At 56.6% G+C, this 12,339-nt stretch carries 14 protein-coding genes; 6 read left to right on the top strand and 8 right to left on the bottom strand.

The features are described from left to right. The first annotated feature begins 13 nt into the window (after positions 1 to 13). The 3 genes from C7476_RS08990 to C7476_RS09000 all read left to right on the top strand — a co-directional run bounded on the left by C7476_RS08990 (position 14) and on the right by C7476_RS09000 (position 1,695). Positions 14 to 304, top strand: coding sequence for a YciI-like protein (locus tag C7476_RS08990; RefSeq protein WP_114429591.1), 291 nt, complete (start codon positions 14 to 16; stop codon positions 302 to 304). 8 nt (positions 305 to 312) lie between these two features. Next, positions 313 to 741 (top strand): EVE domain-containing protein, encoded by a 429-nt coding sequence (locus tag C7476_RS08995; RefSeq protein ID WP_114429592.1) that lies wholly within the window; start codon positions 313 to 315, stop codon positions 739 to 741. Between the two features lie 282 nt (positions 742 to 1,023). Next, positions 1,024 to 1,695 carry a class I SAM-dependent methyltransferase gene (locus C7476_RS09000; RefSeq protein ID WP_245426257.1) on the top strand — a complete coding sequence of 224 codons (672 nt, stop codon included), beginning with the start codon at positions 1,024 to 1,026 and terminating at the stop codon, positions 1,693 to 1,695. On the opposite strand, the gene C7476_RS09005 is transcribed toward C7476_RS09000, so the two are convergent. Continuing rightward, positions 1,692 to 2,144 carry a L,D-transpeptidase family protein gene (locus C7476_RS09005; protein ID WP_245426259.1) on the bottom strand — a complete coding sequence of 151 codons (453 nt, stop codon included), beginning with the start codon at positions 2,142 to 2,144 and terminating at the stop codon, positions 1,692 to 1,694. The genes C7476_RS09000 and C7476_RS09005 overlap by 4 nt on opposite strands. Positions 2,145 to 2,353: 209 nt before the next feature. Between C7476_RS09005 and C7476_RS09010 the strand changes: the two genes are divergently transcribed. Further along, positions 2,354 to 3,037: a response regulator transcription factor gene (locus C7476_RS09010; protein ID WP_112525106.1), complete on the top strand. Its 684-nt coding sequence runs from the start codon at positions 2,354 to 2,356 to the stop codon at positions 3,035 to 3,037. Between the two features lie 130 nt (positions 3,038 to 3,167). After that, positions 3,168 to 3,626 carry a cyclic nucleotide-binding domain-containing protein gene (locus C7476_RS09015; protein WP_114429597.1) on the top strand — a complete coding sequence of 153 codons (459 nt, stop codon included), beginning with the start codon at positions 3,168 to 3,170 and terminating at the stop codon, positions 3,624 to 3,626. 132 nt (positions 3,627 to 3,758) lie between these two features. Here C7476_RS09015 and C7476_RS09020 read toward each other — a convergent pair whose 3' ends face one another. The 5 genes from C7476_RS09020 to C7476_RS09040 form a co-directional block, all read right to left on the bottom strand. Beyond that, positions 3,759 to 4,565, bottom strand: coding sequence for an exodeoxyribonuclease III (locus C7476_RS09020; protein WP_114429599.1), 807 nt, complete (start codon positions 4,563 to 4,565; stop codon positions 3,759 to 3,761). Between the two features lie 190 nt (positions 4,566 to 4,755). Continuing rightward, a complete protein-coding gene (locus C7476_RS09025) occupies positions 4,756 to 5,430 on the bottom strand; it encodes an outer membrane lipoprotein carrier protein LolA (RefSeq protein ID WP_181872393.1) in 675 nt (224 codons plus the stop codon). A gap of 175 nt (positions 5,431 to 5,605) precedes the next feature. Further along, on the bottom strand, positions 5,606 to 8,227 hold the full coding sequence (locus C7476_RS09030) for a DNA translocase FtsK (RefSeq protein ID WP_114429601.1): 2,622 nt from the start codon (positions 8,225 to 8,227) through the stop codon (positions 5,606 to 5,608). Positions 8,228 to 8,404: 177 nt separating this feature from the next. Then, on the bottom strand, positions 8,405 to 8,788 hold the full coding sequence (locus tag C7476_RS09035) for a hypothetical protein (protein ID WP_114429603.1): 384 nt from the start codon (positions 8,786 to 8,788) through the stop codon (positions 8,405 to 8,407). Positions 8,789 to 8,988: 200 nt separating this feature from the next. Further along, a complete protein-coding gene (locus C7476_RS09040; protein WP_114429604.1) occupies positions 8,989 to 9,531 on the bottom strand; it encodes a TetR/AcrR family transcriptional regulator in 543 nt (180 codons plus the stop codon). Between the two features lie 102 nt (positions 9,532 to 9,633). Here C7476_RS09040 and C7476_RS09045 point away from each other — a divergent pair, with 102 nt between their 5' ends. Next, complete coding sequence (locus tag C7476_RS09045) at positions 9,634 to 10,434, top strand: SDR family NAD(P)-dependent oxidoreductase (protein WP_114429606.1); 801 nt, start codon at positions 9,634 to 9,636, stop codon at positions 10,432 to 10,434. A 75-nt stretch (positions 10,435 to 10,509) separates the two neighbouring features. Here C7476_RS09045 and C7476_RS09050 read toward each other — a convergent pair whose 3' ends face one another. Further along, on the bottom strand, positions 10,510 to 11,934 hold the full coding sequence (locus C7476_RS09050; protein WP_114429608.1) for an ammonium transporter: 1,425 nt from the start codon (positions 11,932 to 11,934) through the stop codon (positions 10,510 to 10,512). A gap of 26 nt (positions 11,935 to 11,960) precedes the next feature. Further along, positions 11,961 to 12,299, bottom strand: a complete 339-nt coding sequence (locus tag C7476_RS09055; RefSeq protein ID WP_100000921.1) for a P-II family nitrogen regulator — start codon at positions 12,297 to 12,299, stop codon at positions 11,961 to 11,963. Between the last annotated feature and the right edge of the window lie 40 nt (positions 12,300 to 12,339).

Genomic DNA, 12,339 nt, shown 5'->3' on the forward strand with positions numbered 1-12,339 from the left:
CGGGAGACAATGAATGCTCTATGCCCTTCTGTGCAACGACAAGCCTGATCATCTGCAACTGCGCCTCGACACACGCGCCTCTCATCTCGATTATTTGAGCAGCCTAAGTGATCGCCTGAAATTTGCCGGGCCATTCCTTGGTGACGACGCCAAGCCAAACGGCAGCCTGGTGGTCGTCGAGGCGCCTGACCTTGATGCAGCAAAGGAGATTGCAGCGGATGACCCCTATGCCAAGGCTGGGCTTTTCGCCTCGGTCGACATCCGCCCATGGAACTGGGCAATCAAGAATCCTGACAACAAATAGGTGCTATCATGGCATTTTGGCTATTCAAATCAGAACCTGATTCATGGTCGTGGGACAACCAGAAAGCCGCCGGTAACAAAGGCACAGAGTGGACCGGCGTACGCAACTATCAGGCACGCAACAATATGCGTGCCATGAAGATCGGTGATAAAGGTTTCTTCTACCATTCCAATGAAGGGCTGGACGTCGTCGGTATCGTCGAGGTTTGTGCCCTTGCGCATCATGATTCGAGCACCGAGGATCCCCGCTGGGAATGCGTTGATATCCGCGCGGTCAAGGATGTGCCAAATTCTGTAACCTTGAAAGATGTCAAGGCCAATCCGAAACTGGAAAAGATGGCGCTGGTTACGTCCATGCGGTTATCGGTGCAGCCAGTGCAACCGGACGAATGGAAAGAGGTTTGCCGCATGGGCGGACTGGTTCCAGCACCGGAATGATTTTAGAGCGCCGGGCGATAAATAGGACGCGTTCTGCCGGAGGGAATTCGTGGTCAAGGTCGAGGGGTTTGGCGAGACCGATGCCTTTCCATCGGACGAAGCTGAACCCCGATGGATTTGACCCGAATTCACCCGGCCCTTGGGGTTTCCGGCTGGCGGCCAACCACTTTGTCAGGTGGCGTCGTCCGATGGATAAACATCGGCCTCGCCACCTTCCGCGTGGATTGTCTCGCCATCCGGGAAACAGAACTGCATCCTATTTATCGTCCGGCGCTCTATCCCGTGGTTGAGCCTGCTTTCGATCCTGAAAGCGATCGCTATCGCCGGTTCGTTCTGGCGAATACCCTTCTCCAATCGCCCCTGCACGTGCCGGAGATCAAGCTCTATCTCGCCGATGAAGCGCATGACCTCTGGCACCGTACAGAAGACGAACTGACAACAATCGGCCTGCCGCCACCTTTCTGGGCGTTTGCCTGGGCAGGCGGGCAAGGGGTGGCGCGCTACGTGCTCGACCACGCAGCAACGGTTGCAAACGCCGTTGTCCTCGATTTCGCCTCGGGTTCCGGTCTGGTCGGTATTGCTGCTGCTCAGGCGGGAGCAAAGCATGTAATCTGCTGCGATATCGACCCGTTTGCCCGCCCCGCCATCGCTCTTAACGCCGATGCAAATTTTGCAACAGTCGAGATTCGAATCGACGACTTGATTGGCAGCGACGACGGTTGGGATATCGTTCTGGCCGGCGACGTCTTTTATGACAAGCCGCTAGCCGACAGACTCATACCTTGGTTCACCGCCCTGGCTGCCCGCGGTGCGGACATTATCGTTGGCGATCCCGGCCGCTCCTATTTTCCCAACAACCTGCTGGATTCATTGGCAGTTTACTCGGTACCGGTGACAAGAATTCTCGAAGACGCCGAAGTCAAGCAAACAACGGTTTGGCGCTTCAAACGCTAGCGCAGCACCCGGATGACCGTCTGGTCTGAAAGATGAGGCAAGAGCCGGTTCATATCGGCTCGACTCAAGGCAATGCAGCCTTCTGTCGGTGTATAGCCCGGTCTTGCCAGATGAAAGAAGATCGCACTTCCCTTGCAACGATGTCGCGGTCTGATGTTCCAGTCCATGACGATGCAAATGTCGTACAGATCATCCTTGCGCCACATGGTTTCGTGGCTGGCACCATAGGGAATGCGCACCTTCCGGTTGTAGTTGCGGTCGTCACTGACCTCGCACCAGCCATCGTCGCGGCGGAGCACCTTGAGCAACAGGGTCCGCGTACCCCTCACTTTCTTGTCAGGACGCTTGAAGCCGTAGAGCAATCGCATACGAGTGAGCGGCGTTCCACCGTCGCCTTCGCGCTTGAAGGCCGTGATTCCGCCTTTACCCAGCGCACAGCGCAGGATCATATTGCCCGCAATCAACTGCCCTTGGCTCGGATGGCCGGGTCGTGGACGAACATCGATCAATTTCAAGGACCTGCGACTCACCTTGCCTCATAAAAAGCATTTTTATGTCAGACTGATGCGCCGCATAACCAATATCAAGTCAATCCCCTTTCTTTCCTGTACTATTCGACTTAAATTCCAATGACTTCTTTCCATCTGCGGGAGATCCGATGACAGCGCGTACCATTCTTATCGTCGATGACGATGCAGACTTGCGAGCCATCCTGGTTGAACAACTGAGCCTCTATGAAGAATTCCAGATCATCGAGGAAGATAATGCGACCAAAGCCGTTCAGACGGCGAGAAACGGCGTTGTCGATCTCCTGATCATGGATGTCGGGCTGCCGGACATGGATGGGCGCGAGGCGATCAAGCTTTTGCGCAAGGGCGGCTTCAAAGCCCCGGTCATCATGCTGACCGGTCATGACACCGATTCGGATACCATTCTTGGCCTCGAATCGGGCGCAAACGACTATGTGACCAAGCCTTTTCGCTTTGCGGTCCTGCTTGCGCGCATTCGGGCACAACTTCGCCAGCATGAGCAAAGCGAGGACGCGACTTTCATTGTCGGGCCCTATACGTTCAAGCCCGGGCAAAAGATGCTGATCGACGCCAAAGGCAGCAAGATACGGCTGACCGAGAAGGAAGTCGCCATAATCAAATATCTTTACCGTGCCGGCGGCAAGGTCATCACAAGGGATATCTTGCTTGAAGAGGTGTGGGGATACAACTCTGGGGTGACGACACACACGCTGGAGACGCATGTGTACCGGTTGCGGCAGAAAATAGAACATGATCCATCCAATTCAACCATCCTTGTCACGGAAAGCGGGGGATACAAGCTCATTCCTTGATGCCGATTGCTACGCCCTACCTCTTTTTTGAGGCATAAAGGACGCAGCACACGAATGATTTGCGCGTAATCCTGAAGATGGTTTTTTGGGGTTATGCGCGACGCCAATCTAGGTATATGTCTGTTATTGCATGGCAATTGAAGATGATATTCGCATTCTGGAGACGGTGGGGCTGTTCGAGACGTTTACGCGCGACCAGTTGCGCCTGCTCGCCTTCGGCACCGAACGTCTTGTCTTGCGCGAAGGCCGCGAGCTTTACCGTGAAGGCCAGGCGGCGGATTGTGCCTATGTCATTGATCGTGGTGACATTTCCCTGTTCCGTGAAGGGCCGACAGGTCGCATAGTCCTGAAAACGGTTGGTCCTGGAGCTGTCCTCGGCGAGATGGCGATCATCGCCCAGACCAAACGCCTTACCAGCGCCATGGCCGAATCCGAGACCGAGGTCATCCGGCTCAATCGCTCGCTTTTCCGGCGAATTCTCGAAGAATATCCCGAAATCGCGGCCGCTTTGCATGACCAGATATCGGCGGATCTCAGCGAAATGATTGAGGCCATTACCCGGTACGAACACCTGTTCAATGAGCACTGACTAAACCGGCCGCAACCAAATTTCCCGCACAGCTTGAAATTCATGCGCCAGAATCGAGGATTCTTGCATAGGATTTGAGGAAGTTTGTGCGGGATTCGACTATTCTTGTGCAAATCTTGTTCCGGATCAGACTTAGTCCAGATTAAAACGTGCAATGACCGGAACGTGGTCCGACGGCCTCTCCCATCCGCGTGCCTCGCGAAGGATCGTGATGTCGGTCAGATCGGTTTCGAGGTCCGGCGAACCCCATATGTGATCCAGCCGCCGTCCGCGATCCGCCGCAGCCCAATCGGCGGCGCGATAGCTCCACCACGTATAGATCTTCTCGCTCGGAGGGATGTGGTGACGCATCAGATCGCTCCATCCGCCATCCTTCCTCAGCTTCTCGAGGCCTTCGGTTTCAATCGGGGTATGGCTGACGACTTTCAAAAGTTGCTTGTGCGACCAGACGTCGGTTTCGAGCGGAGCGATGTTGAGATCGCCGACCAGCAGAGACGCATGACCATCGCCGTGAACAGCATTCATCGCGCGCATCTCGTCGAGGAACCCGAGCTTATGCTTGAACTTTGCATTGATTTCCGGATCGGGCTCATCGCCTCCGGCCGGAACGTAGAAATTGTGGATCCGCAGCCGTTTCGATCCGGCATTGACGACCGTGCTCAAGTGCCGGCAGTCGGCGATATCGCAAAACCCGACTCGCGCCGGTTCGGTCAGGGGGCGGCGCGACAGGGTGGCGACACCATGATAGCCTTTCTGGCCGCTGATCTCGATATGCTCGTACCCGGCCATATGAAATGGCTCGCGCGGGAAAAGATCATCCGGGCACTTGGTTTCCTGCAAGCACAATACATCGGGTTGATAGTCGCGGAGGAATTGCAGGACCAGCGGCAAGCGCAAGCGCACCGAATTGATGTTCCAGGTGGCAACGGAAAAAGGCATGAAGACTCGCAAGATGGATGGCACTATAAAGCAGTGCGTGGTTCGACAAGCTCCCATGAGGGATGTCGAGCTGAAGAATAAGAGCGCCAACTTTTGCGACTGTTGATGCCAGACGACCACCCCCTCATGGTGAGCTTGTCGAACCACGCACTTTGGTCATGCCAAAAGATTTCGCAGACCGCAAGGCCGGCTACCGCTTCATCGCGATGCGCGTGTAATCGATCTTGAACATATCATCGGCAAAGCGCACGCCGGTCCGCACATCGGTGATCATCACCGTTGTATCGAGACCTTGGGCATCGGTGATGGTCCACTGGCGCAGGTCGGACGTTTTCGGATCGAACATCATGGAAATGGTCGAGTTGCCGAAGATCGACTTGTCGCCAAGCACGATCGTCGTCATGTCGGGTTCCTGCTTCACTGATTTGACCGATCTGGCGGACAGATCGATCTGATCGCTAAGGAGCAGCTTCAGTGGGGTTTTCGACAGAGGATAGAGATCCCAGGTGTCCAGCTTGCGATTGTTGATCACCACGGACTTGCCGTCGGAGATAACGCGAATGGGCGACGGCTTGTTGTAGTTGAAGCGGATTTTGCCGGGACGTTCGATATAGAACGTGCCCCCGGTTTGGTCTCCGCGCGGGCCGAACTGGACGAAACTACCCGTCAGCGTTTTAACGCTGGAGAACTTGTTTGCTATGTCCTGTGCCGCATTAATGCCGGCGGGACCGGCTTGTGCCAAGGCCGAGGTCTGCAGCGCGATATTCGCAACACCAAACAGGAGACCCATGCCGACGATGGAAGCAACCGCAGAGCTCTTCGCAATGGAGCCAAGGGCGCGAAACGGTGCATTTGTCAGTATCATGATCGTATCTCCTGTCGTCTCTCTTCGTACGAAGCCAGTTGGGCTGCACTATGGCCAATAAACGGCAGGATATCGTTTCTTGTTCCCTTGCGCCGTTACGTACCGAACTCCGACCATTATGTAATGTGCCGCTGCCTATTGTTCCATAACGATCCGCATAAACGTTACGTTACGCCTAGAACTCATCGTCCTCTGTCGGCACGAGAATCTCGCGCTTGCCTGCGTGATTGGCAGGGCCGACAAGCCCTTCCTGTTCCATGCGCTCGATGATCGAAGCGGCGCGGTTATAGCCAATGCCGAGCCGGCGCTGGATATAACTCGTTGACGCCTTCTTGTCGCGAAGCACGACGGCCACAGCCTGATCATAGGGATCGTCCGAATCTTCGAGATTGGACGTTCCCGCTGGTCCGCCACCTTCGTCTTCGTCGTCTTCCTCTGTGATGGAATCGAGATATTCCGGAACGCCCTGCAATTTCAGATGCTGGACGATCTTCTCCACTTCGTCGTCGCCGACAAATGGTCCATGCACGCGCTGGATGCGGCCACCGCCGGCCATATAGAGCATGTCGCCCATGCCGAGCAGCTGCTCGCCGCCCTGCTCGCCAAGGATCGTTCGCGAATCGATCTTCGATGTAACCTGGAACGAAATACGTGTCGGGAAATTCGCCTTGATCGTGCCGGTGATGACGTCGACCGACGGACGCTGTGTCGCCATGATCACGTGGATACCGGCAGCGCGCGCCATCTGCGCCAGCCGCTGCACTGCACCTTCAATATCCTTGCCGGCGACCATCATCAGGTCGGCCATTTCGTCGATGATGACGACGATATAGGGCATCGGCTTCAGGTCGAGCTCTTCGGTCTCGTAGACGGCTTCGCCCGTCGCGCGATCAAAGCCAGTCTGTACCGTTCGGGCAATACGTTCACCCTTCTTGTGGGCCTGCTCGACCCGCTGATTGAAGCCGTCAATATTGCGGACGCCGACCTTCGACATCTTGCGGTAGCGGTCTTCCATCTCCTTGACCGTCCACTTCAGCGCGACGACGGCCTTTTTGGGATCGGTGACGACAGGCGTCAACAGATGCGGAATGCCGTCGTAGATCGACAGCTCCAGCATCTTCGGGTCGATCATGATCAGGCGGCACTGCTCCGGCGTCATCCGGTAGAGCAAGGAGAGGATCATCGTATTGATCGCAACGGATTTACCCGAGCCCGTCGTTCCGGCGACCAAGAGGTGGGGCATTTTCGCAAGGTCGGCGATAACCGCCTCGCCGTTAATGGTCTTGCCGAGCGCGAGCGCCAACTTGGTCTTTGTCTGTTCAAAGTCACGGCTTGCCAAAAGTTCACGCAGATAGACCATCTCGCGGGTCTGGTTGGGGAGCTCGATACCGATCGCATTACGGCCGGGCACCACAGCGACGCGCGCGGCGATCGCGCTCATGGAGCGGGCGATATCGTCTGCGAGGGTGATGACCCGCGACGATTTGATACCCGGCGCCGGTTCGAGTTCGTAGAGCGTCACCACCGGACCCGGACGTACATGGATGATTTCACCGCGCACCCCGAAATCCTCAAGCACGCCTTCCAATAGCCGCGCGTTCTGCTCCAAAGCCTCTTTGGAAAGGCCCGGATTGCGCACGACGTTCTTCGGTTCGCTCAGGAAATGCAGCGACGGCATCTCGTACTCGTCAGATGCAATCAACGATGCCTGTGCCTCGCGCTGAACGCGCGCGCCGGCCCGCGGCGCAGGCGCCGGTGTATCAATGCGTGCAGCAACTGGCCTGTTCGGAATTGCCGTCGGTCTTGCCGGGGCTGATTGCAGCGCCCAATCGTCGACGTCCTCTTCATCGCTGAAGGCAACCGGATCGAAGCGGCCGTCGAACTCATCATTGCCGATATCGATAGCAGGCGCCTCGATTTGTGGTGTTTCGTCGTAGAAGCCGGGCTCGCGCCGTCCACCGGTCTGTCCGTTTTTCTGACGCGAAACCGCAATGTCAGGGAAATCGCCGTCATGACGCGTGCCGATACTGCGTGCACTGTTGTAGAGCCCGGCGCTACGACCTGAAACCCGGCGGAACAGGGCTTTCGTGCTCAGGAACCAATGGGTCAAGGCGCCGAGAGCGAGCAGGCCGCCACCTTCGCGATCATCATCATCCTCGTCGTCATAATCATCGTCTTCGGCCACGTGTCGAGTGGACTTCTTGGTGACCACCGGTTCGCTGTCGCGATAGGTGATGCCACTGGCAAAGCCAAATATCCAAAGGGTCGGGATGGCAAGAATGGCAACCATGATCATGGCAAGACCACCACGGGGGAAAGTGCCGATAAAGATGCCAGGTATTTTGAGGACCATATCACCAAAGACACCGCCAAGACCGATGGGCATGGGCCAGCTTTCAGGGATAGCGAAGCATCCGGCGATCGCCGCAGCCAGAAGCGAGGCGCAAAGCCAGGCAACACTTCGGCGCATCATACGATCCACGCCGCGCCCAGTGAGAAAGAGCCCGCCCCAGAAAAGCGCCGGCATCAGTGCCACGACCATGGAAAGACCAAAAAACTGCATGCCGAGATCGGCGAAGACCGCACCGGGATAACCGAGTGCATTGCGGGTCGGATTCGACGTCGCATGACTGAAGCTTGGATCAAGCACGTTCCACGTAGCGAGGCTGCCGATAGCAAAGGCCACCAAACCGATAAGCCCCAGCCCCCACAGGATATGAATCTGCCTGCGGAACAGGGTGGATAACCCGGTTCGCTGATCATCAATGGCATAGGAGGAAGGGTATCCCTGACGCATGAAATCCGGCCCCGCGTGAACGCATACAGAGCAGCTGCGAGCAGCCGCCAATCCAAGAGTTGATTCTGACGTTACGGTGCGGATGGTTAAGGGGCCATTAACCATGGAAAGGGCAGTCGAGGTATTTACCGAAAACGAAATTGAAATGTTGTAGCGGCTACGGTGACTTCGTGATCGTCAGGGATGTGCTTCTTGATCTACGTCTAACAGTCGCTTGGCGAGATACTCAGCGAATTCGGCTCCAGAAGAAAATAGGATCCAGCTGACTGCCCCCACAATGTCGAACAAAGATATGACATACCTGTCGCCATAACTGACACCCGCCATGAGCCCGGGTGTGCGAGCGATGTGGCGATCGTATATCTTCCAAACTTTTCGAGCTGTTCTACTCTTCACAACAATGAGAAGTGCCTTTGCCGTTTTATGGTACCAAGGCAGTGGCTTTTGCCGAATTGCCAGCAATCCAACCAAGGCCTTCCTTAGCGGTTTTCGAAGCGTTGGTGACAGCTCGGAACAAATTTGAAACGCAAGTTTGTCTTGTTCTTCAGCGGTTAGCGTCATGTTACCTCTCCGGCGAAACAATACTCACTATCCATAAAGGAATGCTTGCATTGTTCGGGAGCTGAGGGTTCCCGCAAATCGCAGGCGTCGCTGTTGGCACAAGGTTGCCGCTGGTGAGCCATGTCCGAACAAAAAGGGCCCGGAAAACCGGGCCCTTCTGCTTCTTTTCAAGATTGTTCTATCAGCTGTGATACGCGGCTTCACTTCGGGCTAATCCACTCACGCGTCTGCGCCAGCAGTTCATCAGACAAATGCGGGTCATCGCTCATCCGGGCCAAGATAACTGCACCCACCATCGCCGCCCAGCTCCCAATGGCGGCCCGGCGTTTGTTTTCTGCGGTTGCTCCAGGAGCCGAGCGGCTCAGGCGCTCGATGTGCTCTCGCAAGCCTGCCGTCATCGCTGCGCGGGCCTCTGGCGATTGATGGATGGTTTGGCCGGCCAGCCCCGCCGTTGGACATCCGCCGGCGATATCATCCCGGTGACTTTCCGAGAGGTACGTCGTCGCGTACCGCGTCAGATCGAGGTCCTCCGGTATCCCGGCTGAAACGATGTGGGCCAGGGTTTGAACGATCAGGTCATCTTTCGAACTGAAATGCCCATAAAAAGCGCCGTGGGTGAGAGACGCCGCCTTCATGACATCCGCCACTGTCACCGCCTCGAACCCTTTGGCCCTGAAAAGCCTGCCAGCTGCCTCCAGGATCCTTTGCCGGTTTTCCGCGACTTGCTCCCGACTGACTTTCATTCCGTCCTCGATTTCTCACTTGACTTTAATCATTACAGCGATCATGAATACACTAAACATGATGACGATCATGATTAATAATCCCAACTCAAGGAAAAAGCAATGAAAGCCAAATCCACCGTCCTTATTACCGGAGCCTCCACTGGCATCGGTGCTGTTTATGCCGACCGTTTTGCCAAGCGAGGACATGACCTTGTATTGGTTGCTCGAGACCTGGCTCGACTGGAAGCGCTCAGCGAGCGGCTGCGCCGTGAAACCGGAGCCAATGTCGATATCCTTCAAGCCGATCTCACCGATGAGGTCGAGCTCGCCGGGGTGGAGTCGCGGGTGCGTGACGATGCGCGCATTGGCATACTGATCAACAATGCCGGCGCCAGCGCGGCCGGCGGCTTCGCCGATCAAACGCCGGACGACGTGGCCAAGCTCATCAGTCTCAACACGACTGCGCTGACACGGCTGGTCAGCGCTGTTACACCCCGTTTCGTCAAGGCTGGGGAAGGGTCGATCATCAATATCGCCTCGGTTGTTGGATTGGCTCCTGAATTTGGTCTAACCGTCTACGGAGCGACAAAAGCATTTGTGCTGTTCCTCAGCCAGGGACTCCAGCTCGAACTTGGCCCAAAGGGAGTGTATGTCCAGGTAGTACTGCCCTCGGCGACGCGAACAGAGATCTGGGAGCGTTCAGGTCGGGATGTGAATACACTTCCGGCCGTGATGGAAGTAGACGAACTGGTCGACGCAGCACTAGTGGGCTTCGATCGTCGCGAGTCCGTGACTATTCCGCCGCTTCCGGATGCCGATCAATGGAAGGTTTTCGACGCGGCTCGACAGTCAATGATTCCGAATTACGCGCAGGTCCACGCTGCCGATCGTTATCAGCCCGAAAAAGCGCTCGCAAGTTAAGGCAGCGCCAGGAGGCGTTTAAACACAAAGGGCCCGGTGAACCGGGCCCTTCTGGTTCTTTTCGAGATAGTTCTATCAGCTGTGATAGGCAGCTTCGCCGTGCGAGGTGAGGTCGAGGCCTTCACGCTCTGATTCAGGCGATGCGCGCAGGCCGACGATCAGATCGACGATCTTGTAAAGGATCGCGCTACCGATACCGGACCAGAGCAGTGTCACGGCGACACCCTTGAACTGCGCCCAGAGCTGAGTCGCCGTACCTGCGTAGCTGGCGGCGAAGTCGGCAGTCGAATAATCAACGATGCCGGCACCACCCAGTGCAGGATTGACGAGGATGCCGGTACCAAGAGCACCGATGATACCACCGACGCAATGGATGCCGAAGACATCGAGGCTGTCATCATAGTCGAACGTGTTCTTCACCACTGCGACGAAGAAGTAGCAGACGACGGTGACGACCGCGCCGAGCACGATGGCTCCCATCGGACCGACAAAACCGGCAGCCGGGGTAACGGCAACCAGGCCGGCAACGGCGCCCGATACGGCACCGAGCATCGAAGCCTTACCACGCAGGAAGGATTCGAGGATGATCCACATCACCGCCGCAGCAGCTGTCGCGACGAAGGTGTTGATCATGGCAAGGCCCGCATAGGCATTGGCTTCGAGATTGGAACCGGCATTGAAGCCGAACCAGCCAACCCACAGCAATGACGCACCGATCATGGTCATCGTCATGGAGTGCGGTGCCATGATGTCTTTCTTGTAGCCGGTACGCTTGCCGATCATCAGAGCGCCGACGAGACCTGCAATGCCGGCATTGATATGAACGACGGTACCACCGGCGAAGTCGATTGCGCCAAAGCCGAAGATCAGGCCCGACGGGTCGGAATAGGCACTTGGACCACCCCAGAACCAGACCATGTGAGCGATCGGGAAGTAAACGAAGGTGACCCAGAGAATAACGAACAGGATGACCGCCGAGAACTTCACGCGTTCAGCGAACGCACCGACGATAAGCGCCGGCGTGATGCAGGCAAAGGTCATCTGGAAGACGACATAGACCAGCTCGGGGATGGCGACGCCCTTCGTGAAGGTTTCGGACATCGTCGTCACGTCGACGCCTTGCAAGAATGCCTTCGACAGGCCACCGACAAACGAATTGCCGGGTGTGAACGCCAGGCTATAGCCGTAGAACACCCAGATCAGCATCACCACAGCGGTGATGGTGAAGACCTGCATGAGAACCGAAAGCATGTTCTTCGAGCGGACAAGACCGCCATAGAAAAGCGCGAGGCCGGGGATGGTCATCAACAGCACAAGCACTGTCGAGATCATCATCCAGGTGGTGTCGCCCTTGTCGACTGTGAAGGCTGGCGCTGCGGCGGCGGGAGCTGCTGGCGCGGCCTCCTGAGCGAATGCGGCCAGCGTACCGATAGCGACCAGTGCGAGCGACCCGAGAAGGGTGCTGCGCGCCGCAGATGTCAGACTGGTTGGAATTTTCATTATTGTCTCCTTGAACCCCAAATAAATCACAGCGCGTCGGTGTCGGTCTCGCCCGTGCGGATACGGACGGCCTGCTCGATGCTGAGAACGAATATCTTTCCGTCACCGATCTGACCGGTCTTGGCAGCCGTGGTGATGGCTTCAACGGCAGTGTCGACGAGCTCGGATGCGACCGCGACTTCCACCTTCAGCTTCGGAAGGAAGCTGACGGCATATTCCGCCCCGCGATAAATCTCGGTGTGCCCTTTCTGGCGGCCATAACCTTTCACCTCGGTGACGGTCAGGCCCTGGATGCCGACAGCGGTGAGTGCTTCGCGCACTTCGTCCAGCTTGAACGGCTTGATGATGGCCATCACAATTTTCATTGAATATACCCCTGCGCTAGCGCGGCGCCTTTCAGGTGGA

The organism is Phyllobacterium bourgognense (assembly GCF_003337575.1).
Lineage (GTDB): Bacteria > Pseudomonadota > Alphaproteobacteria > Rhizobiales > Rhizobiaceae > Phyllobacterium > Phyllobacterium bourgognense.